The following is a 24,163-nucleotide window of genomic DNA, read 5'->3' as shown; positions in this document are numbered from 1 at the left end:
TTGGCGCTGTTCGGGTGTGTGGTGGGCCGGGGTCACTTGAACTGTGGCTGGGAACCCGTATGGATGCTGGGTTTGGTACTTTGCCAGATGCGCGCTACCCGCAAAGTTACCCACAAGTCTTAGGGTTACCCGCCTTCGATGCGTTCGCTCGTCGTGTGTTCGCTTGGTGGTTCGCGTCGCGCCGCGACCTCTCCGCCCCTGTTCCAACTCAGATCCCCGCAATCCGGCGCATTCGCTCAAGGACGATGTCTTTGCGTGCCTGCTGCTCAGATAAGAGCCAGCTTAGGCAATCCACAAACGTTGGATCGGACAGCAGCGCATCGAACTCGTCCGCAAGGAAGTCTTGTGCGTCCTGCGACGCGGTCGTTACCTCGTCAACAATTGTGTCCCGCCCATCAACTAAGTTCACTATGTCTTCCATGTCGTGATGGAGATAGTCTCCGGCACCTCTCGATCTGAACGCCTCTAGCTTGGTGGCTATAAACAGCGGGGCGCTGAGGAGACGAATCGCCTGCCCATTTGGTAGCGCTTGAAACTTCGCACTTGTGACTGCTTCGGCGTACCAACTGTTGGTGAAACCGATGACCGTCCCATCTGTGGGCATCACGTCGATGAGCAAATGGCCTTTCGCCCAGCGACAGATGACTTCTTCTGTCGGCTGCTCTCTGAACCCCTGTGCTCTTAGCCGTTCGCAGAACGCGTAGTAGTTTGCCGTCGGTGCGACTTCTGTCAGAAGATCGACATCGACTGTTTGGCGAACCGGAGGACGGGCGCGGTCAGTTATGAGCAGGCCAACAGCACAACCGCCCACCAATACAAGCTCATCAGCCAGCGGACCGAGCGCTGCAACAACCAGCTCCACGATAGCAACGTTCGGATCTTGGTTCACTGTATGTAGTCCATCAGCATTCGTTCTGCTAGCTCTCGCTCGCGCGCAGCCCCTCCGCGCAGAGCATCAAGAAGGGCGAGGGTTCGATAGAGGTGCGGATCAAGTCTGCAGGCAGCCGGAACCGAGGGATACAACGGGCAAATCGAAATGCCCCGAACGTGCCCCTCGGGGTCGGGCCAGACTAGTGGTAGCGCGTCGGCATGCTCAAAATGCTCGCTTAGCGGTGGTGCGGATACGCCTGTAGGCAATCCACGCATAACCGGGCCAGCGACAACCGGAAACACATAGCGCACTCCATGGAGGAGGAACTCCCGCAATGACGCCCGGTTTACGCTGAATGATCCGTAATCTCGCTCAAGCAGATGAGACGTGATGCACCGTTGCACCGCCGCATGAACCTCGGATGCCGACATGAATAGGTCGCGAGCCATCCCCGCGAAGGTCGGCTCGTTGTCCTTCATGGTCGCGACCTTCAGGACAACGATGAGGTCCTGAGGCTTCAATACGGGTTGCTTCGATCCAAAGGCTCGCATAAACGCCTATTCGCAGTTCGCGAATTGAAGGTGCCATCGTAACTCAGCATCGAGTTGGCCCCTCCTCTTCCACGTATTCGTTATTCGCGAATAAAGAAAACCTTGTCTACCTCTGATTGCCATCACGCCTCTTCGTCTTGAGTGAGAAGGAGGTCAATTTGCGCCTTCAGTCTCACCTTGTCGCCTTCGAAGAAGGGCGAAGGAATTAGCAACCATGCACGACGCCCTCCCGGCAAACGAACCGGAATCCGGTCTGTTTCTTCATCGATATCCAGCATATCCCTTGGATGTGATACAGGCTTTTGGACTGGCTCCACCAGGGCCGGCGTCGGGAGTGAATCCTCCTCAAAATCAGGGGCGAGGCTAGCATCGCCCTGTTGTGATCTACGTTGAGCAGAGAAGTAGCCCACGAAGTCAGCTGATCGTTTGAATGCGGCTAACGCCACATCAGCTGATTGAGGTGAGAAGCCTCGTTGGATGAGGTCGTATCGCATGGTCGCTTCCGACGGCAGGCCGCTCCCGAACTTCTCAAGTAGATCAGCGTAGAGCGGCGGTTTCGTCAAGAAGCCTTCCAGCAAAGCCTGCTTATGCGCCTGGTCAGGAGCAAACTTATACGCCTCTACGTCCTTACTGATTGCTAGATAACCTTCGCTAGGGCGCTCCAAAAGGCCGAAGTATCGAAGACTGGCAATTGCCGATAGAGCAGAACCATTGTTTGCACTCTTGTAACCCAAGTTCTGGGCCACAACCTCAGTCGGCGCAGGATGCAAACGGTCCTTGTCGTAGGCTTTCATCACGCGATCCAGCGCCTCATCCAGAGCCATTGACGGGGCTCTTGGGCTCTTCTTTCGCAGGACATCAACCATGAAATAACCCCTCAAGACGTAGAGAACTCTTCTCTGAATTTTGTGATTGTACGGCGTATACGGAGATTTTGTACTTAAAAATGCTACCGTTTATCTCAACATGTTGATTTACATAGGTTAATTCATGTTTTCTGCTGCGCAAAAAAAGAATTCGCTATTCGCGAATCACATAAACCGATTGATTGCTGTCGATTGGTGCCCGCTGCGAGGTACGTCAAACTGTGGTCGCTGAGTCGCCACATGGTTGCTCTCCGGTTGTCAGCAATCAGGCTCCTATGCGGTTGATGCCAGTCAAGCGCCATCAGCAATGGTGGCGAATGCCGGGGCATTGCGTAGGCGCGGCTCGATGGGCTGTTGACCCATGTTGTCCGTGGGTGTCAACTGAGTGGGCATATCGCGGGCTCCTTGTCCCCTCCATTGCGGAGAAAAGGCGTTGCGGTCGTTACCCGCCTCCATCGTTGTCCCCACCTGAGCAGATCGCGTGCTGGCGCCCGACGCCGACCGCGATCATTTCGAAGCCGATCCAATGCCTGCGCGCATGGGGCCGAGTTATCACGAGTGCGGCTTTAAAACGCCACGCGTCGTCACTGGCAGCTTGCTGACAGTGACGACGCCAGTAGCACGACCGAGCGCCTTGTCAACCACCGTGACGTGCGCCAGTGATGCTGCGCAGTGATGCCAGCAAATCGATCAACGTCAAGGCGTTGATCGAAGTGGATCGAAGGATGGCCAGACCACCTTCAGTGATCCGATGGGCCCCGAGCCCATTTATCGGGCACAGCATGCCGACAATGGGCTGCGAGCCTGTTGTCAGTTGCTGCATGCAATGGGCCGTGAGCCTATTCGTACTGACAGCATGAATCCACTGGGCTGCAAGCCCAATGACATTCAACTGTGCCGTGCCTTTGCGGCCCGACCGCAAGGCACCGTCAGGCCACCTGTCAGATGGCCACCCCGGACGTGTGTGAGACACACACCCCTCGGACCCTGGGTCAATGGTCCCTGCGCATAGCGCTATGCCAACAGGCAAGCCAGCGCAGTGCTACAGCGACGTGCAACGCAGGCAAGCAGTCAACAACCTTGCACAAACCGGGAGTGGTGTCCCGCGTCCCTTGTAGTCCCCATCGCGCTGCGGCGTGAGGGGCGGACAGAAACACTTACCTGACCTCTTCACACCACACACAAGTCCGTGCCTCCGGCACGGCAAGCGGATCGATGAACAGTCTTTGAAAGGCCTCGCCCATGCGCACCCTCAACCGCGATTTCAAGCTCATGTGCCAACGCAACCGCGATGGCTCCTTCGCTACCCAGCATGACCGCGAACGGCTGCTGACCATGGTGGCGAACCAGCTTCACGAAGATGGCTTCAAGAACCTGCGGGCGCAGGGCATCCGCACCAAGCACATCGAACACCTGGTGAACCGTTGGCAGGCCGAAGGCGCGAGCACCGGCACGATGAAGAACCGCATGTCGGCACTGCGCTGGATGGCCGAGAAGATCGGCAAGGAAAACATCGTGGCTCGTGACAACGCGGCCTATGGCATTGCTGATCGGCGTTTCGTGACGAATGAGTCCAAAGCGAAAGAGCTTGACCAGGGCAAGCTGGGCAAGGTGTCCGATCCATACACAGCCATGTCATTGCGGCTTCAAGAGGCCTTTGGCCTGCGCCGCGAAGAAAGCATCAAGATCCAGCCCGGCTGGGCCGATCGAGGTGACGTGCTGGTGCTCAAGTCCACATGGACAAAGGGCGGCAAGGAGCGGGAGATCCCGATCCTCAATGAGATGCAGCGAGATCTACTGAATCAGGCCAAGGCACTGGCTGACAAGGGCAGTTTGATCCCGGCCGAGATGTCCTACATAGACCAGCTCAACCGTTTCAAGGCTCAGACTGCCTTCGCCGGAATCGACCGTGTTCACAGCTTCCGCCATGCGTATGCACAGACGCGATACGCTGAGTTGACCGGCTGGAAGGCACCGGCTGCTGGCGGGCCCACATCCAAGCAATTGAGCCTCGAACAGAAGGCCATCGACAGGCAAGCCAGGCTCACCATCTCACGCGAGCTGGGCCACGAGAGGGAGCAAATAACGGCGGTGTACCTCGGACGGTGATGAACGCCAGGCAACGGTGTGATTCAAGATTGCTTTGTCGTGAACGGGATGACCTCGGCCCCGCGTCGCAAGGTGTCCAGATAGTCGGCCCACGCTTGCATCATGGCCCGTCGTTGTGCCATGAACTCGGTGCGGTTGTAGGCCCGCCCCAGGCTGTCCTTCACCGAGTGGGCGAGTTGGGCCTCCACCACCGCTTCCGGCACGTCCAGGCGCTCCACCATCAGCGTGCGAGCCATCGCCCGAAAGCCGTGGCCGGTCATCTCGTCCTTGGCAAAGCCCATGCGCCGCAGGGCAGACAGCACGCCGTTTTCGCTCATGGGCCTGTCACCACCGCGTGGGCTGGGGAAGACATAACGACCATGGCCAGCTAGCGGCGCCAAGTCACGCAGCACGGCGACGGCCTGAGTTGACAGCGGCACCACATGCGGCGCACCACTCAGCTTCTGCTGCTTGCTGCGCTTCATCTTCGGCGCGGGGATGGTCCACATGGCAGCATCCAGGTCGAACTCGACCCATTCGGCTTGCCGCAGTTCGCCTGGCCGCAGGAACACCAGTGGTGCCAGCTTGAGGGCCGCCCGCGTGGTCGGCATGCCCTGGTAGTCATCGAAGGCGCGAAGCATGCCACCCACCTGTTTGGGGTCGGTGATGGCGGCGTGGTGCTTCACGATGACGGGCTTGAGCGCATCGCGCAGATCGGCGGCTGGATCACGCTCGCATCGGCCCGTGGCGATGCCATAGCGGAACACTTGGCCGCAGGCATGCCGCACGCGGTGTGCCGTTTCGATGGCTCCGCGCGCTTCGATCTTGCGCAAGGCTTCCAGCAGCTTGGGCGCGGTGATCTTGGCAATGGGCGTGGCACCGATCCAGGGAAACGCGTCTTGCTCCAGGCGTATCAAGGTGCGTTCGGCATGGCCTTCCGACACCTTCGCGGTGTGCACGGTCTTGTGCCACTCGCGCGCCACGGCTTCAAACGTGTTGGCTGCCAGGGCGGTGCGTGTTTCCTTTTCGGCCTTGCGCTTGGCGCCTGGGTCGATGCCTGCCGCAATGTCCTTGCGGGCGTTGTCACGCCGTTCTCGTGCGTCTTTGAGGCTGACCTCTGGGTGCGTACCCAGCGACAGCATCTTTTCCTTGCCGCCGAACCGGTATCGCAGGCGCCACCACTTCGCGCCGCTGGGCTGCACCTCCAGCCCTAGCCCGCCACCATCGGGCAGGTTGTAGACGGTATCTCGTGGCTTGGCGTTTCGGATTGCCGGGTCGGTCAACTTGTTGGTTGCATTCTTCGCGCTCATGGCTGGCCCCCTTCGTTGCGGGTAACAGGTTTTCGCGCAGACAGGCTACCCGCATAGTTACCCACAACAAGGCCGGGATGTCCAGACACCCCATGGGATGTGTTGAGACGAAAAAAATCCCTAAGTCGTTGATTACTTAGGGATTTTTAGGTCTCAAGAGACTTCTTGAGACGTTTGAATGGTGGAGCCGGGGGGAATTGAACCCCCGTCCGTAAGCCATCATCGAGCAGATCTACATGTGTAGCTGTCTGATTTGAATCTCGCCGACCTGATCGCGCAGCAGCACGCTACCAAGCCAGCCAGTCACTTAATCTTGACCCCTACCGAGTGACCCGGTAGAAGTCCAGCCAATGTGAATGACCTCGCAGCTATCGTCTTGCGACTACAGCCCAGCCCATCGGCCAACTGTTGCGAGGCTCACCGGTGTTAAGCGGCGAGTGCGAACGATTCGTCGTTTGCAGTTAGTTTGTTTCCAGATGGATTTACGAGGTGGCTGGTCCTCGACATGCCCTGTCCCGAATCCGCACCCACGTCGAAACCAGGTCGGCCCCAGGAAAAGTCAGGCCATTGTAGGTGTTCTTGCGAATCCGCGCTGGCCTTATTCATCGATATGCGGGCGGGCAGAGGCTTTTCAAGGCCCCCGCCGGATGATTTTCAGCTGCGGTAGTCCGCGTTGATCGTCACGTACTCGTGCGACAAGTCGCAGGTCCACACGGTGGCCGTGGCCGTGCCGCGCGCCAGGCCCACGCGGATCGTGATCTCGCTTTGCTTCATCACGCGTTGGCCGTCTTCTTCGCGGTACTCGGGGCGGCGGCCACCCTTGGTGACCACGTGCACGTCGTCCAGGTGCAGCTCGATCAGGCTCTGGTCCAGGTCATCGATGCCGGCGTAACCCACGGCCGCCAGGATGCGGCCCAGGTTGGGGTCGCTGGCGAAGAACGCAGTCTTGACCAGGGGCGAGTGGGCAATCGCATAAGCGGCCTGGGCGCACTCGGCTTCGTTGCGGCCACCCTCGATGGTGATGGTGATGAGCTTGGTGGCGCCTTCGCCATCGCGCACGATGGCCTGGGCCAGCTGTTGCGACACGGCGATCACGGCGGCGCGCAGGGCCTGGCCATCTGCGCTGTTCAGGTCGGTGATCTCGGTGTGCCGGGCCTTGCGGGTGGCGATCAGCACGAAGGAGTCATTGGTGGAGGTGTCGCCGTCAATGGTGATGCGGTTGAACGAGGCATTGGCCGCCTCGGTCACCAGGGCCTGCAGCAGGCCGGGGGCGATGTTGGCGTCGGTGGCCACATAGCCCAGCATGGTGGCCATGTTCGGCTTGATCATGCCGGCGCCCTTGCTGATGCCGGTGATGGTCACGGTCTGGCCACCGATGGTGATCTGCTTCGACGCGGCCTTGGGCAGCGTGTCCGTGGTCATGATGCCTTCGGCGGCCACGGCCCAGTTGTCGGCCTTGAGGTCGGCGATGGCGCCTGCCAGGCCGGCTTCGATGCGCTCGACGGGCAGGGTCTCCATGATCACGCCGGTCGAGAACGGCAGGATCTGTTCGGGCGACACACTCAACTGGCGGGCCAGGGCGATGGTGGTGGCGCGGGCGCGCACCAGGCCGTCTTCACCGGTGCCGGCGTTGGCATTGCCGGTGTTGATCAGCAGGGCGCGGATCTCGCTGCTGGCGGCCAGGCGCTCGCGGCACAGTTGCACGGGCGCGGCGCAGAAGCGGTTCTTGGTGAACACACCGGCCACGGCACTGCCTTCGTCCAGCGTGATGACGGTCAGGTCACGGCGGTTGACTTTGCGGATGCCCGCCATGGTGATGCCCAGCTTGACGCCGGGCACGGGGTGCAGATCGGAAGGGTTGGGGGCAGTCAGGTTGACGGGCATGTTGTGTGGGCTCCGGGTGGGCTTCAGCGCGAAGCCCGATCAAGGAGCCAGATTGTGCCGCAGCATGGGCTTTCACCCCGCGGAAAATCGCGTGTCAGGCCAAGGATTGGCCGGTTTGCGGGGTGGTGGCCGGCACGCCGGGCATGGGCATGCCGAACGCGGTCACGAAACCGTGCCAGGCAAAGAAGCCCCAGCTCAGGGTGAGCACGCCGGTGGTGATGGTGGCGGCCGGCCAGCCTGTCAGTCCCAGGGCCAGCGCGTAGGGCAGCCACACGGTGGGCGTGAGGCCGTTCATCAGGCCCAGGATGCGCCAGTTGGCCTGCACGCGGTTGCCATCACGCCAGAGCATGCCGGCCACGCTCCAGGCCAGGCTGCTGGCGCCAAAGGCGGCCCAGTAGAAGCGGTGCCCGATCTGGTCGAGGCTTTGCCCTTGCAGCTGCCCGGCAACAGCCAAGGCACCACAGGCAGCCGTGGCCATGAGCAGCAGGGTGCGGGCGCTCATGGGGCGGCCGCGCAGCACCTCGGGCAGCTCGCGCAGCAGGCTGGGCAGCAGCACCGCGCTGCTCACCGCCCAGATGCCGGCGATGCCGGGCAGGCGCACATCGGCGCCGCGCCAGTGGGCCAGGGCATCCAGGCCCCAGGGCGCCAGCAGGCCTTCGTGCAGCACGGTGCCCACGCCCAGCCAGACCAGGGCACGCAGCGCCGCGGGGAGCATGCTCAACTGGGGGGGCAGCAAGGGCATGTTCAGTCGGCCCACGCGTTGCATCCACCAGGCCATCAGCAGCACGGCCTGGGGCATCAGGATCGCGGCCAGCCCGGCGGTGGTCTGGGTCAGGTTCAGGGGCAGCAGCCAACCGACGATGACATCGCCGATGCGCAACAGTGGCGCCGTCATCAGGCTGGCCATCATCAGGGCCATCCAGCCCATGTGGGCCCGGATCTCGCGGCGGCGGATGCTGGCCACAGCCAGCCCCAGGGAGAGCAGGGTGGTCACGGCTTGAAGCCACAAGGCTGCGGCAAAGGCGGGGCCCGAGACGTTGTCGATGGCCGGCGTGACCCACAAATACGCCATGGCGCCGATCATGGCCCCCACCGTGCTGCCCACGGCCACCATGCCCACCACCCGGTGCACGTGTGGATGGCGCCGGCGCAGGGTGGGTAGGAACTGCAGGGTGCAGGCGCTCAGGGCCAGCCCACCCAGTGCCGTGTGCGCGCTGATGCCCAGAAAGCCGCGCGTGTAGTTGTGGATGACCTGCTGCACGGTCTGCGGGTCGCCCATGACGAAGTCGCGGGATACCAGTGCGGCCATCAGCTGGCTGACCAGTGGCCATTGCCCTTGCAGCATGCTGATCGGGTAGACCAGGCTGGCCAGGCCGAACAAGGCGGCCACGAGCAAGGCCAGCAGTGCCAGCGCGCGGACAGATCTGGATGGGGCGGTGGTCATGAGGGGCTCCTGATTTTCTGGATGCCGCCATCTTGAAAACCATGCGGAGCCCTGGCAAGAGGGGTGAGACGAATGGCTGCATGCCCTGCGTCAATGGTCGGATACGGTCGCGAGTGGTCGGCCTCACATGGCCTTGAACAAATGCGCGTACATGCGGCTCACGTCCAGGGTTTCATGCCGGCCGCGCAGGTGCACCCGCAAACGCTGCTGCTGGCGGCTGACCCGCTCGATGGCGCGCACATTGACCACATGGCTGCGGTGGATCTGCCAGAAGAGGCCTTGATCAAGCCGGGGCATCAACTCACGCAAGGGCGTGCGGATCAGCATCTCCGGCCGGCCGGCTTCTTTGCTGATGGTGATGATGCGCACGTACTTGTCGGCCGCTTCGAAGTACAGGATATCCTCCACCGGGATGACATACACCGACGCACCCACGGCCGCTTGCAGCACCCGCAGGGGCTCCTGCTGCGCCATGGGCTGCGCACGCAGCGACAGCGTCTTGCTGATCAACGCGTCGTCATCCGCAGGGCCTTGGCGCGCGGCCAACTGGGTCTGCAAGCGCAGGCAGGTGATGGCCAGGCGCTCGGGCCGAATGGGCTTGAGCACGTAGTCCACCGCGGCGCGCTCGAACGCGGCCACGGCGTACTCGTCAAAGGCGGTGATGTAGACGATCAGGGGCAGTGGCTGGTCGATGGGCCATTCGTCGATCACCAGCTCGGCCACTTCCAGGCCATTGGCGCCGGGCATGTGGATGTCCAGGAACAGGATGTCCGGTTGCTGTGCCAAGGCCGCTTCGCGGGCCTGGATGCCGTCGCCGGCCACTTCGAGCAGCTGCAACTCGGGCCACAGCTTGTGCAGTTGGCGACGCAGTGCATCGGCCAGCACGGGCTCGTCTTCGGCGATCAGGGCGGTGAGTGGCGGGGTCATGGTGTGATCAAGGGTGAGGTCGCAGGCAGGGCCGGCATCTGCATGGGCAGGCGCAGGATGGCCACGGTGCCGGGGCGCAGGTGGGCTGCACCTTGGCCAGGCCCTTGCGAGCCCGGCTCCAGAATCAGGCGGGCCTCCAGGCCATAACAAGCTTGCAAGCGCGCCTGCACGCAACTCAGGCCAAAGCCGCTGTTGCTGGGCGTGGCCCGGGCGGCATCGAGCCCCTGGCCGTCATCGCGCACGGTGATCTCCAGCATGTCACGCTCGCGTTTGACCAGGATGTGCAGCGTGCCGCCGCCGGGCAGCGGGTCCAGGCCGTGCTTGATGGCGTTCTCGACCAGCGGCTGGATCAGCATGGGCGGCAGCATCACCTCACGCAGGTCGGCGGGCACATCCGTGATGATGCGCAGGCGCTCTCCCATGCGGATTTGCATCAGCGCGAGGTAGTCCTGCACGCGGGCCATCTCGTCGCGCAGGGGGGCCGAGCCGGTCCGGCTGGCGCTCAAGGTGGCACGCAGGTAGTCGATCAGGTGGGACAGCATGTCCTGCGCCTTGCCCGGTTGCGTCTCGATCAGGGCGTGCAGATTGGCCAGGGTGTTGAACAGCATGTGCGGCTCCATCTGGGCTTGCAGGCGCTGCAGCTGGGCCTCCACGTGCAGGCGTTGCGCCGTCTCGACGCGGATGTGCAGCATGGCCGCCCGCACCCGGAAGAAGTCGATCGAAAAAATGCCCGTGGAGTACAGCAGCGTGATGAGCAGGTTGCCGCTCAGGTTCATCTGCTGGCGCATGGTGGCCCACTCCTGGGTGCGTGCCATCAAGGCTGCCCAGATCGCGTAGGTCACGGTGCTGCCAATGAGGCTCAGGCCAATCATCAGGGGCAGGAACACCTTCCAGGGCAGCAAGGCATACATGCCTTCCGTGGCATGGCGCAGGCGTGCGGCCTCGCTGCGCAGCCACAAGCGGCTGGCCACGGTGTACCAGCCCACCATGCTCACGACGAAGACGATCAGGCCCCCGCCCAGGTTGCCGCTCAAATACAGCCACAGGCCGTATTGACGGGCTGCTTCGATGCCTTGCTCTTCCATGAGACGCGAGTACAAGGCCATCAGGATGGACCACACCACCATGGTGATGAAGATCCGTTTGGCATTGGGGATCAGCAGCGTGCGCAGCGGATTGAGTGTGGCCTCGCTGGTTTCCGAGAGAGGTGGCGCCTGATGAGGGGGCAGGTCGAGGGATGGAGGCGGCAACATGGACGAGGCTGCAGGCTGAAAGACATCGGAGCGTTCATGATCATTGTCCGATCGTTTGCCAGCGTCAATGCGGATGAGATGGCCAGCACAACGCAGGCGCCAATGGCAGGCGGTGTTCGTGGGTGGCGTGAACACAAAAAAAAGAGAGCCCGGATCAGGCTCTCTGTGGGGCAGGCCCACAGGCCTGCCATTGCGTGTGGGTGGCAATCAGTGGAACAGGTGCGCGATGGGCTTGAAGAAGTCCACGCGCTGCACCAGCAGCGGGCCGTACGCCACGATGGCCAGGCTGATGGACATCACCAGGCAAGGCAGGATCCAGCGCTCGTAGCGCCTGTAGAAGGACGCTCCCGCCACCTCGGCGTCGGATTTGTCGATCTCCGCTTCGCCCACCACCTGCCGTGTCAGCAACTGGTTCAAGGCCACAGGCGGCAGCAGGTAGCCCAGCTCGAAGGCGACCAGCACCATCATCCAGAAGTGCACGGGCTCGATGCCGTTGGCGTAGGCCATGGGGGCCAGGGTGCTGGAGACCAGCACGATGGCGCCCAGCGGCTCCATCACCATGCCCAAGATCACCTTGGCGATCACCAGGAAGGTCATGGCCCACCAGACATTGGGGAAGACCTGGGGGGCCATGGTCATGATCTCGGAGCGCTCAACCACACCACTGACCAGCTGCGTGAACAGCATCAGGCTGATGTAAGCCCCGACGTGTTCGACCGTTTCGGTGGTGGCGGCGCGGATGGCGCCCGAAGCCGTCTTCTGGCGCTGGGCTGCGTAGGCCGGTTCCACGTGCGTGGTCTCGCTGGCCGGCTCGGGCATGGGCATGGCCTGCACGGCTGCGGCGCCAACCGGTGCGAAGTTGCGCGCAGCAGCATCACGGGCCTGGAACTTCTTGTCGAAGACCAGCACCAGCAACATCATGATGGGCAGGATGCTGGGGGCAGAGATTTCGTTGAAGGGCGTGTCCAGCACATGGCTGTAGAACATGGCAATGGCGCCGACCACCAGCACGTAAGGGATCACAGCCTTCATCTCGCGCAGCATGGCTGGCACCGCCACCATGGGCGAGGCAACGGCCGCACGCTGATGGCGGTTGTGGCGGTGGATCTGCGAGGCGATGAAGAAGGCCGTGGACGTCAGGGCGAACACGAAGAAGCCCCAGTAGAACAACTGGGCCGTGGTGACCTGGCGGTTCAAGGCAGCGATGCCCACCACCAGCAGGCTGGGGCTGAGCACCACACCCAGCGAGCCCGACATGGCCGTGGCCGCCAGCGCGTACTGGCTGGTGCCGCCAACTGCACGCACCTCGTGGTACACGATGGCGCCGGCCGCGATCACGAACACGCTGGACACACCGGCGTAAGCCGTGGGCAGGCCGGCGGCCAGCAAGATGATGTAGGTCAGCGCCTCAGGCGAGAGCTTCCAGGGCCGCATGATGTTCATGAACATGTCGACCATGCGGCTTTGCTTGAACAGCATGCCGGCCCAGATGTGCAGGGCCAGCGCCAGCGGCAGGCTGATGAAGTCCAGGATCTTGTTGGCGTAGATGGCCGGGCCCGACGGGTGGTCGTGCATGAAGAAATACACGCTGGTGAAGATGCCCAGGTTGGCAATCAGGGGCACGGCCTCCAGTGCATGCAGCCAGCTGCCCTTGGTGGGCTCTTGAGATCGAGGTGGGCGCACGATGCGGAAGGCGCTGACGGCCGACATCACCGCAAACAGCACGATCCACATGTAGTAGACGCGCGGGTCCTCCAGGGGCACGCCTGAGTCAACCGAGATCTGGTAGTAGCGCACCGACGAGTACATCATCATGCCGCTGCAGATCAGCATGGCCCAGGCCTGGGCCTGGTAGTCGCGCAGGTAGCGGGCCGGGCGCAGGCTGATGTGGTGGAAGCCCAGCGTGGTGTAGGCCGCCGTGATGGTCAGCAGGATCAGCAGCGTCATGGCGCGGTTGTCGGCGCCGAACTTGAACAGCGTGAAGAAGCTGGTTTCCAGCCCACGGTAGAACTTCAACTGAGGCGTGATGTGCGCGCGGATGTGGTCGTACATCACATGGCGTTCGGCGCAGTTCTTGACCGTGGCGGTCAGCGATTCGCGTACGGCTGCGGCGTTGAACTTGCGGGCACCGAACAGGTCGTCGACGTCATCTGCCGTGCCGCCCGCGGGTGTGCCCTTGGCTGCTTCAGCCTCCTGGCGCGCCACTTCCTGGTCCACATTGAGGTTGGCATTGCAGGTGGGCTTTTCGGGGTCGGCGCGCAGCAGGAAGTACTGAACCTGCTGCTGTGGATCGCTGAACAGGACCTCGCCAAACTTGAGCAACTGGCCATGCATCATCTCGCCGGTGCTGATCACCAGGATCATGATGAGCAGGAACAGGGTGGAGAGGTTGGCAAACCAGCCAACCAGGTTGCGCCCTGGCGATGATGCGTTTGACGAGGTGCTCAAGGGTGTCTCCTGTTGCGGCGCATCAAGGCGCCGTCGTGGCATGTATGCAAAAGTGACGACACGCTAGGTGGCGACCCTCGCATTGTCAATTCGTGCGCGACAGGATGTGCTTAGGGTTCGCCAGTGGGTTCCTGCATTCGTGGGTGAATTCACGGCGCGTTTTGTGCCTCTGGGGGCAGCCTGGGCGACAAAAGGATTCCCCAATGACAGAAGGCCCCGAGGGGCCTTCTTCTGGTGCATCCGGGGATGCGCTTGCAGCGGGGCTGGATCAGGCCAGCTTGCCGTGGCAGTTCTTGTACTTCTGGCCGCTGCCGCAAGGGCAGGGGTCGTTGCGGCCCACACGCGGCACCTCGGCAGCCACGGTGGCAGGATCGGTTTCCTGCGCCACGGTGCCGTCTTCGTTGGGGTGTGTGTAGGTCACGTTCATGAAGCTCTCGCCCTGGTTCTCGATGGCCTGGGCAGCCTGCTCGGCTTCTTCCTGCGACTTGATCTGCACGGTCATCAGCACGCGGGTGACGTCCATCTTGACCACGTCCAGCAACTGGCCGAACAGCTCGAAGGCTTCGCGCTTGTATTCCTGCTTGGGGTTCTTCTGGGCGTAACCGCGCAGGTGGATGCCCTGGCGCAGGTAGTCCAGCGAAGCCAGGTGCTCGCGCCAGTGCGTGTCGATGGACTGCAGCAACACCATGCGCTCGAAGGACGCGAACTGCTCGCGGCCCACCACGCCGGTCTTGTCCTGGTAGCGCTGGTTGGCGGACTCGATCACGCGGTTGAGCACGTCTTCATCGTCGGCAGCCGTCTGGCCATCCACCCACTTGACCAGGTCCACTTCCAGTTGCCATTCGTCCTTGAGCACCTTCTCCAGTGTGACCAGGTCCCACTGTTCTTCCAGGCTCTCGGCCGGCACGAAGGTGCGCACGACGTCGGTCATGGCGCCCTTGCGCAGGTTGGTGATGGCCTCGACCACGTCCACGGTTTCGAGGATCTCGTTGCGCTGTTGGTAGATGACCTTGCGCTGGTCGTTCGAGACGTCGTCGTACTCCAGCAACTGCTTGCGCATGTCGAAGTTGTGGCCTTCCACCTTGCGCTGGGCGCTTTCGATGGAGCGGGTCACGATGCCGGCCTCGATGGCCTCGCCTTCGGGCATCTTCAGGCGGTCCATGATGGCGCGCACACGGTCGCCGGCGAAGATGCGCATCAGCGGATCGTCCAGCGACAGGTAAAAGCGCGAAGAGCCCGGGTCACCCTGACGGCCGGCGCGGCCGCGCAACTGGTTGTCGATGCGGCGTGATTCGTGGCGCTCGGTGGCGATGATGCGCAGGCCGCCTGCGGCCTTGACCTGCTCGTTCAGCGCGGCCTGCTCAGCCTTCAGCGCGGCGATCTTGGCTTCCTTGGCGGCATGGTCCAGCGTTTCATCGGCTTCGATGGCCTGGATGTCCTTCTCGATGTTGCCGCCCAGCACGATGTCGGTACCACGACCGGCCATGTTGGTGGCGATGGTGATCACACCGGGGCGGCCAGCCTGGGCCACGATCTCGGCCTCACGGGCGTGCTGCTTGGCATTGAGCACCTGGTGTGGCAGGCCTTCGCGGGTCAGCAACTGGGCGATCAGTTCAGAGTTCTCGATGCTGGTGGTGCCCACGAGGGTAGGCTGACCACGCTCGTGGCACGCTTTGATGTCCGCAGCGATAGCTTGATACTTTTCCTTGGCGGTCTTGTAGACCAGGTCGAGCTGGTCTTTGCGCGCGAGGATGCGGTTGGGCGGGATGACGATCGTTTCCAGACCGTAGATTTCCTGGAATTCATAGGCCTCTGTGTCAGCCGTACCGGTCATGCCCGACAGCTTGCCGTACATGCGGAAGTAGTTCTGGAAGGTGATCGAGGCCAGGGTCTGGTTCTCGGCCTGGATCTCGACGCCTTCCTTGGCTTCGACAGCCTGGTGCAGGCCATCGGACCAGCGGCGCCCGGCCATCAGGCGGCCGGTGAACTCGTCAACGATGACGACTTCGCCGTTCTGGACCACGTAATGCTGGTCCTTGTTGAACAGGTGGTGCGCGCGCAGGGCGGCGTACACATGGTGCATCAGCGTGATGTTGGCCGCGTCGTAGAGGCTGGCGCCTTCGGCCAGCAGGCCGGCTTCTGACAGCAGGCGCTCGGCGTTCTCGTGGCCTTCCTCGGTCAGGAAGATCTGGCGGGATTTTTCATCGGCGGTGAAGTCCCCGGGTTCGATCACGCCTTCACCGGTGCGCGGGTCGGCCTCTCCGATCTGCTTCTTCAGCTTGGGCACCACGGCGTTGATGCGCACGTACATCTCGGTGTGGTCTTCAGCCTGGCCAGAGATGATCAGCGGGGTGCGGGCCTCGTCGATCAGGATCGAGTCCACCTCGTCGACGATGGCGTAGTTCAGGCCGCGCTGCACGCGGTCTTCGACCTCGTAGACCATGTTGTCGCGCAGGTAGTCGAAGCCGTACTCGTTGTTGGTGCCGTAGGTGATGTCGGCGGCGTAGGCAGCCTGCTTTTCTTCACGGGGCATCTGGGGCAGGTTGATGCCCACGGACAGGCCCAGGAAGGTGTAGAGCTTGCCCATCCACTCGGCGTCGCGGCGTGCCAGGTAGTCGTTGACGGTGACCAGGTGCACGCCCTTGCCGCTCAAGGCATTGAGGTAGACGGGCAGGGTGGCGGTCAGCGTCTTGCCTTCGCCGGTGCGCATTTCGGCGATCTTGCCGTTGTGCAGCGACAGGCCGCCCAGCATCTGCACATCGAAGTGGCGCATCTTGAAGACGCGCTTGGAGCCTTCACGCACCACGGCAAAGGCCTCGGGCAGGATGGCGTCCAGGGACTCGCCCTTGGCAACGCGTTGCTTGAACTCTTCGGTCTTGGCGCGCAGCTGGTCGTCGCTCAAGGGCTCGAAAGTGGGCTCCAGCGCGTTGATCTTGGCCACCGTGCGCCGGTACTCCTTGAGCAGGCGTTCGTTACGGCTACCAAAAATCGAAGTCAGTATCTTGGGCAACATGGAGCTATCAATCCAATCGGGGCAAGCGGGGGCTTCAGGCACCAGGGACACTTTCCCCAGTCAACCAAAGCCAAAAAGTGTAGCACCCAGGGGTGACGCTTCCGCGACGCGGTTGCGCCCCACCTAGGAGGGGCTTTCCCCGCCCTTATTCAAGGGAGGAGGCGGCCCCAGGTGTGTCAAGGCGTTTCTGCACCAGGCCACTCAGGGTGATGCACACCAGTGCCATCATCAAAACGACCACGGCGCCGGAGGGCATGTCCAGCATGGCGGACAAGGCCAGCCCCCCGGCGTAGGCCAGGGCGCCCGCGCCCCAGGCCAGCGGCAACTGACGCCCAGGTGGCGCGTTTCGCACAGCCAGCGCCGGCATGATCAGGCTGCTGAACACCAGATAGACACCGACGAGTTGAACGGAGGCCGTCACAGCGAGCGCGAACAGCAGGTAAAAGCCCGCGCGGCCCAGTCGGGCACCCAGGCCGAACCACACCGCCAGCACCAGCGCCGACAGCCCCGCCACGGCCCACAACTGCCCAGGCGTCACCCACAGGATCTGGCCGACCAGCAGGTCCTTGAGGTGCTCGCCGCCATGCGGGTTGCCCGCCAGCAGCAAGATGCCCACGCAGGACGCCAGCACGAACAGCGCGCCGATCAGGGCCTCCTGGATGTCGGGCCAGCGCTTTTCCGTCCAGGTCAGCAAGGCGGCGCCGGCCAGGGCGGCCAGCACGGCAGCACCTTGCACGGCCCAGCCCTGCGGCTCCCAGCCCAGCGCATCGGCGGCGATCACCCCCAGCCCCGCGATCTGCGCGATGGCCAGGTCGATGAACACGATGCCTTTGCGCAGCACCTGCAGGCCCAGGGGCACGTGCGTGGCCAGCACCAGCAAGCCGGCGATCAGGGCCGGCCCGACGATGGACCAGTCCACCTCGTGCAGGGTCAGGCTGGCGATCAAGGTGGGGCTCATTTGGTGGCCTTCAGCAGTTGCTCGATCGTGTCATCGAACAGACCGAACAGGTCGTGGGCCTTGTCACTGCCACCCACGGTGAAGGGCAGCACGGCCACGGGGATGTGCGCGCGTTCAGACAGCCACTGCGAACCTCGGCCATCGTTGTAGGCCGCGCGGATGATCACCTTGGCCGGCTGCTTCTGCAATTGCGTGAGCACGGTGGACAGGTAGGCGCTGCTGGGCTCCACGCCGGGCTTGGGCTCCAGCGAGATCACCTCGTTCAGGCCCAGCCAGTTTTCCAGGTACGGAAAGCCCTTGTGCTGCACGACGATGGGCATGCCTTTGAGCGGCGCGGCCAGCTTGTCCCAGCGTTGCATGGCCTGGCTCCAGCGCGTGTTGAAGTCCTGCAGGCGCGCCTGGTAGACGGACGCATGGGCCGCATCGACCTCGCTCAGGCGTTTGGCCAGCGCCTGGGCCACCGCCGCGATGTTGCGTGGGTCGGTCTGGATGTGGGGGTTGCCCGAGGCGTGGACATCGCCGTCGGCGCGGTCCAGGCGGGTGGGGACCTCCAGCTTCCTGACGTAGTCCGCCGCGTTGAACTGGCCAGGCTGCCCTGTCTGCACGGCGGGGTTGCCGGCTTGGCGCAGCAGCACGGGCAGCCAGCCCACTTCCAGCTCGGCACCGGTGCACACCATCAGCTCGGCATTGCGCACGGCGGCGATCAGGCTGGGCTTGGCCTGCACCTGATGCGGGTCCTGCAAGGCGTTGGTGGCGGTGTAGATGCTGGCTTGATCGCCGGCCAGCTCCTTGGTCAGCGCGGCCCATTCGGGCTCGCATGCAAAGACCTTGAGCGCATGGGCCGGTGTGCTCAGTGCACACAGCATCGTCAAGGCAGGCAGGGTGATGAAACGCAACTTGGTGGTGTTCATGGTGGGGCTCCTTGATCTGGCCGATCAGTAGCTGTGCGCGCCGTGGGCGCCCAGGCTCATCTGGTACTGCAGGAAGAGCTGCCTGTCATTGACGCCTTCCCGCGAGCGGTCGTTGTTCAGCTGCAGCCTCACGCGGCTGAACTCGCTGGGCGACCAGTCCAGCATCACGCTGTCGCGCTGGGGCTTGGTGCCCGTGGCGATGAAGTTGGCCGCATTGCTGGCGTAGTCCACCTTGCCGCTGTCCAAGCGGTCATGACGCAGGCCGACGCGCCAGGCGGGCATGAACTGGTAGATGCCTTGCAGGTACCAGCCTGACTGGGCGCTGCGGTAGGCGTCCGTGTTGGCGCTCAGGCCCAGGTTGTCGGGGTCAGCGTACGCATAGGTCAACTGGCCGGTCTCGGTCCTGCGGAAGTACTCGCCTTGCAGCTTGAAGTTGGTGCGGGTGCCGTTGCCGTGCGGGGCCCATTTCCACACGCCATCCAATGCCCAGATGCGGCTCTGGCCGCTGAAGGCGTTGGTCACGTTCTGGTCGGCGCTGTTGGTGTCGTCCCAACTGCGGTTGGTGGCCTGGGTGCGAAGCCAGGATGCGCCGGCACGCCAGCTGTGGCTGTCACCGATGTCGCCGCCCGTGTGGGCAAACAAGGCCATCGAGCCTGCCGCGTTGCGGTTGCGGTCATTGCCCGGGAAGCCGTGGCCATTGCCCAGCTCCGCACCCAGCTCGATGAACTGGTCGGTGGGCAAGAGCCATTTGGCCTGCAGCCCTTCCTGCTTGTACTGGCCACCCAGGAAGGCCTGATAGGCCAGCGGCGCATCGACAAAGTCCCAGGTGTGGGCGTGCTGCTCATTGAGGTAGCCCAGGCCCGAGAAGAAGCGCCCGGCCTTGATCTTCAGGCCATCGGGCAGGGCGGTGGTTTGCACAAAGGCTTCTTCTGCAGAGATCTTGTCGTCAGGGGCGACCGACAAGGTCAAGGCGCCGTAGAACCAGGGATCGATGTTGGCGCTCAGGCCGAACTCGGATTCACCCAGGCGGAAGCCTCGGCCGCCTGGGCCAATCTCGTCACCACTGGGCACGAAGCCACTGAGCTTCCAGGTGCCTGGGTCTTTGGACAGGCTGGCATAGGTGCCGCTCAGGATCACCGACACGGCGGGGTTGAAGCCGTTGGCGCTGGCCTGGGTGTCGGCAGTTGCCGCTGCTGGCGCTGTGGCGGCCATGGCGGGCGCGTCGGGTGGCGTTGCGGCCAATGGGGCTGGTGCTGCACTGTTGGTGGCAGGCGATGCCGATGCTGTCGCAGCCGGTGTTGATGCTGACGCCTGTTGAGCTTGCTGCCCTTGCTGAGCCTGGCGCTCCTGCTGCATTTGCGCCAGCTTGTTTTCAAGCGCCTTGAGGCGGGCTTCGTATTGCGCGCGCAGGTCGTCGATTTGCTTGCGCATCTCGCTCAGCGTGGCCTGGGGTGCCTTGGCTGCTGCATGGGCGGATGGCGAGCTGGCGCCCATCGCCATCAGCAGGCTCAGTGTGAGCAGCCGAGGGCGGGTGATGAAGGTGGAGGATGGGGCGATGGCGCAGCCAGCACGGCGTGCGCCCAGGCCTGCCTGGCCGGACGGAAAATTCAGCATGATGATGGTCTCTTGCGGGCCATGCGCGCATGGGCGCAGGCCGAGTGGTTCAGTTGTCAGCGCTTGCCGAGTCACCGCCACAAGGCAGCGTCAGGCCGGCAAGGCACAAGGTGAATCAGGCAGCAAGGACCAGGGGCGGGGCGCGGGACAGGTAAACGCAGGCCACGCCTTGAGCACATTGCGGCTGTGCGGCATCCGCAGTCAGCACATGCTCAAAGGTGGCCTGGGCCAGGGTGGGCACGGTGGGCGCCACACCGCTGTCGCTGGCATGGTGGGCCAGGCACTCCACACAGACCGTGTGGGTGGGGGCACCGTCATCACGCGCGGCGTGTTGCAGGGCGTGCCGCAGCCCGGCCTGCTGCATGAGCAGCATGACCAGGGCCAGCAGCAGGTGCCAGCCCATAAGGTAGTTGGTACGGCGGTGTGTACGACCCTGCATGGGCGCTTACTTTAGCGAAACCGTGTTGCTCTTTTGTGAAGCCGTCGAAACAGCCCCTTGGCTGGCCAGGAACTTGGCCGGGTTCTGCTGCACGCCTTCCACCAGCACTTCAAAGTGCAGGTGGGGCCCGGTGGAGCGGCCAGTGTTGCCAACTTCGGCGATCTTCTGGCCGCGTTTGACCAGGTCGCCCTGCTTGACCAGCATGCGCGAGGTGTGCGCATAGCGCGTCACCAGGCCATTGCCGTGGTCGAGTTCAACCAACTGGCCATATTGGGGATGCGGCCCCGCAGACAAGACCACCCCACCGGCGGCGGCCAGGATGGACGTGCCCGGGTCGGCCGGGAAATCCAGCCCGGTGTGCAGGGCCGGGCGGTGGGTGAAGGGGTCGGTGCGGAAGCCAAAGCCCGAGCCGATCGGGCCTTCCACCGGCGCACTGCTGGGCACCATCAAGGCTTCCAGGCGCTTCTCGAAGAGGTGGGACTCGATCAGCGTGAAGAGGTCGCTGTCGCGTTCGCTCATGGCCTGCAGGTTGCCCATCTGGTTGTTGAGCTCGTCCAGGGTGCGGGCAGAGGGGCGTGTTTCCAGCATGCTGACCAACGGGCCGCCACTGGCGCCTTTGGGCTCGGCCTCGATCTTCTTGAGCTCATCGGGCTTCATGCCCGCCATGCCCGCCACGCGCTCACTGACGGCTTCCAGGCGCATCAGCTTGGCTTGCAGGTCGCCCACCTTCTCGGCCATGGCGTCCAGGTTCTCGCGCATGTAGCGATCACGCTGGGCCAGCTCTTGCTTCTCTACATAGCGCACCGCTTGCGAGATGATGGGCCAGTGCTCGTGCGCGGCCTTGAGCACCACCGCGTGGTAGAGCATCAGGCTGAGCACCATCATGGGCAGGGCCATGGCCACCAGCGCCAGCATCAGGGTGAGGGGCGTAAACTGCACCACCCGGGTTCGCGACAGGACGCCGGTTGTGATCAAAATCTGCATGCAAGAACCTTCCGCATCAAACCTGACGTCTTGAGCACTTTGCCATGAGCGCGAGCCGCTACACCCGCACCTCTACCTACAAGCCGATGACACCTGATGTTCCTCAGGTGACGCAGGCCATGGGACGCTCGAATCAACTGGGTAGCCTGCTCAAGCGGCTGCAGTTGTCTCAAGACTGCCTGGAGGCCATCAAGCCCAGCCTGCCGCCCGCCATGGCCGCCTATGTGAAGGCGGGCCCGGTGGATGACGAGGGCTGGACGCTGCTGGCGGCCAACTCGGCCGTGTCAGCCAAGTTGCGTCAGCTTCAGCCGCGCCTGATCGAGGTGCTGGCCAAAAAGGGGCTCAAGGTTAACGCAATCCGCGTGAGAGTCCAAACCGGGCGCTGATCGCCTCACGGCGACAGGCCGGTTTGCAACATGCAGGGTGCTCAGGCCAGGACGGCAGGCACCAGGGCGGCCATGGCCTGACGTTGCGTCACGGCCTTGCCTTGCAGGGCGAAGCCCAGCAGTTGTTCTGGGTTGTCGGCAGCGGTAAAGCGCGCTTCGATCGACTCTTCATCGGCCTTGACCGTCCAGGTGCCCGCGGCATGGGGCGGTGGGGGGCACACCACGGTGGGCCAGGCCGGTGTCTTCACCACCACAGGCATGGCCGGGTAGGACACCGGGGTCGGTTTGCCAGCCAAGGTGGCGGCCAGGGCGCGTGCCTGCGCCATCAGCGGCAGCACATAGGGCAGCAGGTGGCCTTGCACTTCAGCGCAATCACCTACGGCATAGACGTGTGGCACATTGGTGGCCAGCTCGCGGTTGACCATCACGCCACGGCCCGTGAGCACGCCCGCTTCGGTTGCCAGGTGTGTGCGGGGCTTGAGGCCAATGGCCGACAGCACCAGGTCAGCCTGCATCGTGCTGCCATCGCTGAGCGTGAGCTTGAGGCCAGCATCGGCCTTGTCCACGCTGCGCACGCCCACACCGAAGCGGAAGATCGTGCCACCAGCTTGCAGCTTGTCCTGCAGGCGGGCACTGGCCTCGGTGGGCAGCAGGCGGGCCAGGGCGCGGTCTGCCAGGTCCAGCACCGTGGGCTCGATGCCCCGATGCAGCAGGTCATTGGCGAATTCACAGCCGATCAGGCCTGCGCCCAGAATGGCCACGCGCTTGACGGGCTGGCCGCCGGCGGCCGTGTCCAGCGCCTCGGCGAACTTCGCAAAATCATCCAGGTCATTGACCGACAGCACCGTGTCGGCCGCATCCCCTTGCAGGGGCAGCCGGATCGGGTCGGCACCCAAGGCCAGCACCAGGTCACGGTAGGCCAGCACTTCGCCGCTGGCCAGCGTCACGGTGCGCGCCTGGGTGTCGATGCCGGTGACCGCGCTGTTGGCGATCACGCGGCCCTTGATGTCCTCGGACATCTTCTCGGCGGGCTTCATCACCAGCGTGGCCGCTGTCTTCTTGCCTGCCAGCGCGTTGGACAACATGGGCTTGGAATAAAAGCCCGCATGGTCCCGGCTGACGACGACGATGGGCACATTGGCGTCGGCCTTGCGCAACTCGCGGGCCACGTTGTAGCCAGCCAGGCCAGAGCCGATGATGACGACCGCTTCGCTCATATCAGATCTCGATCATTTCGAAGTCGGACTTGCCCACGCCGCAGTCCGGGCATTCCCACGTGGCGGGCACGTCTTCCCATTTGGTGCCGGGCGCGATGCCGTCTTCAGGCATGCCCTTGGCTTCGTCATACACAAAACCGCAAACAACGCATTGATAGGTTTTCATGAGCAATATCTTCCAAAAACGGGGGTGGATTCTGATGCAAGTTAAGGCTGCGCCCCGGGCTTGCAAGCGTCAAAAAGGGGGTTTCGGCGCCACGCACAACGATGTCGGCGTTTAACGTGGGCGCCTTGAGGCGCGCTCGCCAGGCAATCAGGCCGTGATCTTGTCCAGCACCGCCTGGTAGGCGTTCGCGTGCTTTTCCTCGACCTTGGCCAGCGCGGCAAAGCGCTTGGCCGCCTTTTCGAGCACAGCCTTGAATTGTGCCGCGTGCTCCTTGGACTCGGCGATCTGCTCGTCGATTTCCTTGACGGCATCCGTGCGGCCTTCCTCAACTGCGGCATTTCTGAAGCTCGGGTACATGGTCGTGTACTCGTAGGTTTCGCCTTCGATGGCGAACTGCAGGGCCTTGGCCGGCGTCATGTTGCCCTTGGGGAAGAGCAGGTCCAGGTGGCCGAAGGCGTGCAAGATTTCCTGGTCGGCGGTGTGCTCGAAGTGCTTGGCGGTTTCTTCGTCGCCCATCTCGCGGCAGAGCTTGGCGAAGTAACGGTACTTGATGTGGGCCATCGACTCACCCGCGAAAGCGGCCTCCAGGTTCTGGATGGTGACCGACTTGGGATCGTGGAAGGGGGTGCTCATGTTGTGGCTCCTTAGGGTGTCGTAAGACGTTTGCGACTGCGATGGGGTCACTTTAGGTCTGTGGTGCTGATTTTGGAAGTCAATCGATTTGATGTCATTAATAAACTTTGACTATCGACATGTCTGAAAATCGGATTGGGTGGAAACCGGGGTGCGGTCGCGTCAGCGCAACGCCCCGATTCACGGGAGGAGCGACCTCT

Annotated in this window: 20 protein-coding genes and 1 other RNA gene; 2 read left to right on the top strand and 19 right to left on the bottom strand. The window is 63.2% G+C overall.

Annotated features, from left to right (window positions below; genetic code table 11):
• Nucleotides 1–208 precede the first annotated feature (208 nt).
• From HY019_RS12935 to HY019_RS12925, 3 genes are all read right to left on the bottom strand, one after another.
• Entirely contained in the window at nt 209–889 is a 681-nt protein-coding gene (locus HY019_RS12935; protein ID WP_290692713.1) for a hypothetical protein, read from the bottom strand.
• Nucleotides 890–1,544: 655 nt separating this feature from the next.
• Nucleotides 1,545–2,246, bottom strand: coding sequence for a hypothetical protein (locus HY019_RS12930; RefSeq protein ID WP_290692711.1), 702 nt, complete (start codon nt 2,244–2,246; stop codon nt 1,545–1,547).
• A gap of 679 nt (nt 2,247–2,925) precedes the next feature.
• Entirely contained in the window at nt 2,926–3,111 is a 186-nt protein-coding gene (locus HY019_RS12925) for a hypothetical protein (RefSeq protein ID WP_290692709.1), read from the bottom strand.
• 419 nt (nt 3,112–3,530) lie between these two features.
• On the opposite strand from HY019_RS12925, the gene HY019_RS12920 reads away from it, so the two are divergent.
• Nucleotides 3,531–4,397, top strand: a complete 867-nt coding sequence (locus HY019_RS12920) for a phage integrase N-terminal domain-containing protein (RefSeq protein WP_290692707.1) — start codon at nt 3,531–3,533, stop codon at nt 4,395–4,397.
• Nucleotides 4,398–4,420: 23 nt separating this feature from the next.
• On the opposite strand, the gene HY019_RS12915 is transcribed toward HY019_RS12920, so the two are convergent.
• From HY019_RS12915 to HY019_RS12855, 13 genes are all read right to left on the bottom strand, one after another.
• Nucleotides 4,421–5,686, bottom strand: a complete 1,266-nt coding sequence (locus HY019_RS12915) for an integrase arm-type DNA-binding domain-containing protein (RefSeq protein ID WP_290692705.1) — start codon at nt 5,684–5,686, stop codon at nt 4,421–4,423.
• A 179-nt stretch (nt 5,687–5,865) separates the two neighbouring features.
• Nucleotides 5,866–6,237, bottom strand: a transfer-messenger RNA (tmRNA) gene (gene ssrA, locus HY019_RS12910).
• A gap of 103 nt (nt 6,238–6,340) precedes the next feature.
• A complete protein-coding gene (gene argJ, locus HY019_RS12905; protein WP_290692703.1) occupies nt 6,341–7,570 on the bottom strand; it encodes a bifunctional glutamate N-acetyltransferase/amino-acid acetyltransferase ArgJ in 1,230 nt (409 codons plus the stop codon).
• A 94-nt stretch (nt 7,571–7,664) separates the two neighbouring features.
• Nucleotides 7,665–9,014 carry a DUF2306 domain-containing protein gene (locus HY019_RS12900; RefSeq protein WP_290692701.1) on the bottom strand — a complete coding sequence of 450 codons (1,350 nt, stop codon included), beginning with the start codon at nt 9,012–9,014 and terminating at the stop codon, nt 7,665–7,667.
• A 123-nt stretch (nt 9,015–9,137) separates the two neighbouring features.
• Nucleotides 9,138–9,941 (bottom strand): LytTR family DNA-binding domain-containing protein, encoded by an 804-nt coding sequence (locus HY019_RS12895; RefSeq protein ID WP_290692699.1) that lies wholly within the window; start codon nt 9,939–9,941, stop codon nt 9,138–9,140.
• On the bottom strand, nt 9,938–11,194 hold the full coding sequence (locus HY019_RS12890; RefSeq protein WP_290692697.1) for a sensor histidine kinase: 1,257 nt from the start codon (nt 11,192–11,194) through the stop codon (nt 9,938–9,940). The genes HY019_RS12895 and HY019_RS12890 overlap by 4 nt, the downstream gene beginning before the upstream one ends.
• Nucleotides 11,195–11,401: 207 nt before the next feature.
• Nucleotides 11,402–13,642, bottom strand: coding sequence for a TRAP transporter large permease subunit (locus HY019_RS12885; protein ID WP_290692695.1), 2,241 nt, complete (start codon nt 13,640–13,642; stop codon nt 11,402–11,404).
• 268 nt (nt 13,643–13,910) lie between these two features.
• The gene (gene secA / locus HY019_RS12880; protein WP_290692693.1) at nt 13,911–16,655 is read right to left on the bottom strand and encodes a preprotein translocase subunit SecA; all 2,745 of its coding nucleotides are present in this window, start codon (nt 16,653–16,655) and stop codon (nt 13,911–13,913) included.
• Between the two features lie 145 nt (nt 16,656–16,800).
• Nucleotides 16,801–17,613 carry a metal ABC transporter permease gene (locus HY019_RS12875; RefSeq protein WP_290692691.1) on the bottom strand — a complete coding sequence of 271 codons (813 nt, stop codon included), beginning with the start codon at nt 17,611–17,613 and terminating at the stop codon, nt 16,801–16,803.
• Nucleotides 17,610–18,524 (bottom strand): zinc ABC transporter substrate-binding protein, encoded by a 915-nt coding sequence (locus HY019_RS12870; protein ID WP_290692689.1) that lies wholly within the window; start codon nt 18,522–18,524, stop codon nt 17,610–17,612. Before HY019_RS12870 ends, HY019_RS12875 begins: the two co-directional genes overlap by 4 nt.
• 24 nt (nt 18,525–18,548) lie before the next feature.
• Nucleotides 18,549–20,138 (bottom strand): TonB-dependent receptor, encoded by a 1,590-nt coding sequence (locus tag HY019_RS12865; protein WP_290692686.1) that lies wholly within the window; start codon nt 20,136–20,138, stop codon nt 18,549–18,551.
• A gap of 115 nt (nt 20,139–20,253) precedes the next feature.
• Entirely contained in the window at nt 20,254–20,577 is a 324-nt protein-coding gene (locus HY019_RS12860; protein ID WP_290692684.1) for a hypothetical protein, read from the bottom strand.
• Between the two features lie 6 nt (nt 20,578–20,583).
• Nucleotides 20,584–21,561: a M23 family metallopeptidase gene (locus HY019_RS12855; RefSeq protein WP_290692682.1), complete on the bottom strand. Its 978-nt coding sequence runs from the start codon at nt 21,559–21,561 to the stop codon at nt 20,584–20,586.
• Between the two features lie 44 nt (nt 21,562–21,605).
• On the opposite strand from HY019_RS12855, the gene HY019_RS12850 reads away from it, so the two are divergent.
• Nucleotides 21,606–21,947: a DciA family protein gene (locus HY019_RS12850; protein WP_290692680.1), complete on the top strand. Its 342-nt coding sequence runs from the start codon at nt 21,606–21,608 to the stop codon at nt 21,945–21,947.
• Nucleotides 21,948–21,988: 41 nt separating this feature from the next.
• Here HY019_RS12850 and HY019_RS12845 read toward each other — a convergent pair whose 3' ends face one another.
• From HY019_RS12845 to HY019_RS12835, 3 genes are all read right to left on the bottom strand, one after another.
• The gene (locus HY019_RS12845; RefSeq protein WP_290692678.1) at nt 21,989–23,164 is read right to left on the bottom strand and encodes an FAD-dependent oxidoreductase; all 1,176 of its coding nucleotides are present in this window, start codon (nt 23,162–23,164) and stop codon (nt 21,989–21,991) included.
• A 1-nt stretch (nt 23,165) separates the two neighbouring features.
• A complete protein-coding gene (locus tag HY019_RS12840) occupies nt 23,166–23,330 on the bottom strand; it encodes a rubredoxin (RefSeq protein WP_290692676.1) in 165 nt (54 codons plus the stop codon).
• 147 nt (nt 23,331–23,477) lie between these two features.
• Nucleotides 23,478–23,963 carry a rubrerythrin family protein gene (locus HY019_RS12835; protein WP_290692674.1) on the bottom strand — a complete coding sequence of 162 codons (486 nt, stop codon included), beginning with the start codon at nt 23,961–23,963 and terminating at the stop codon, nt 23,478–23,480.
• Nucleotides 23,964–24,163 lie beyond the last annotated feature (200 nt).

It is taken from the genome of Aquabacterium sp. (genome assembly GCF_016195855.1).
Classification (GTDB): Bacteria; Pseudomonadota; Gammaproteobacteria; order Burkholderiales; family Burkholderiaceae_C; genus Aquabacterium.
The sequence above is the reverse complement of the archived record's forward strand: the minus strand, read 5'-3'. Positions and strand labels throughout refer to the sequence as shown.

Excerpts from the sequence above, each read along its gene's own strand:
- HY019_RS12835 (WP_290692674.1), bottom strand. The coding sequence starts at position 23,963 with ATGAGCACCCCCTTCCACGATCCCAAGTCGGTCACCATCCAGAACCTG.
- HY019_RS12875 (WP_290692691.1), bottom strand. The coding sequence starts at position 17,613 with ATGAGCCCCACCTTGATCGCCAGCCTGACCCTGCACGAGGTGGACTGG.
- HY019_RS12855 (WP_290692682.1), bottom strand. The coding sequence starts at position 21,561 with ATGCAGATTTTGATCACAACCGGCGTCCTGTCGCGAACCCGGGTGGTG.
- HY019_RS12930 (WP_290692711.1), bottom strand. The coding sequence starts at position 2,246 with ATGGCTCTGGATGAGGCGCTGGATCGCGTGATGAAAGCCTACGACAAG.
- HY019_RS12915 (WP_290692705.1), bottom strand. The coding sequence starts at position 5,686 with ATGAGCGCGAAGAATGCAACCAACAAGTTGACCGACCCGGCAATCCGA.
- HY019_RS12890 (WP_290692697.1), bottom strand. The coding sequence starts at position 11,194 with ATGTTGCCGCCTCCATCCCTCGACCTGCCCCCTCATCAGGCGCCACCT.
- argJ (WP_290692703.1), bottom strand. The coding sequence starts at position 7,570 with ATGCCCGTCAACCTGACTGCCCCCAACCCTTCCGATCTGCACCCCGTG.
- HY019_RS12860 (WP_290692684.1), bottom strand. The coding sequence starts at position 20,577 with ATGCAGGGTCGTACACACCGCCGTACCAACTACCTTATGGGCTGGCAC.
- HY019_RS12870 (WP_290692689.1), bottom strand. The coding sequence starts at position 18,524 with ATGAACACCACCAAGTTGCGTTTCATCACCCTGCCTGCCTTGACGATG.
- HY019_RS12900 (WP_290692701.1), bottom strand. The coding sequence starts at position 9,014 with ATGACCACCGCCCCATCCAGATCTGTCCGCGCGCTGGCACTGCTGGCC.
- HY019_RS12865 (WP_290692686.1), bottom strand. The coding sequence starts at position 20,138 with ATGCTGAATTTTCCGTCCGGCCAGGCAGGCCTGGGCGCACGCCGTGCT.
- HY019_RS12850 (WP_290692680.1), top strand. The coding sequence starts at position 21,606 with ATGAGCGCGAGCCGCTACACCCGCACCTCTACCTACAAGCCGATGACA.
- secA (WP_290692693.1), bottom strand. The coding sequence starts at position 16,655 with ATGTTGCCCAAGATACTGACTTCGATTTTTGGTAGCCGTAACGAACGC.
- HY019_RS12840 (WP_290692676.1), bottom strand. The coding sequence starts at position 23,330 with ATGAAAACCTATCAATGCGTTGTTTGCGGTTTTGTGTATGACGAAGCC.
- HY019_RS12895 (WP_290692699.1), bottom strand. The coding sequence starts at position 9,941 with ATGACCCCGCCACTCACCGCCCTGATCGCCGAAGACGAGCCCGTGCTG.
- HY019_RS12920 (WP_290692707.1), top strand. The coding sequence starts at position 3,531 with ATGCGCACCCTCAACCGCGATTTCAAGCTCATGTGCCAACGCAACCGC.
- HY019_RS12845 (WP_290692678.1), bottom strand. The coding sequence starts at position 23,164 with ATGAGCGAAGCGGTCGTCATCATCGGCTCTGGCCTGGCTGGCTACAAC.
- HY019_RS12925 (WP_290692709.1), bottom strand. The coding sequence starts at position 3,111 with ATGCAGCAACTGACAACAGGCTCGCAGCCCATTGTCGGCATGCTGTGC.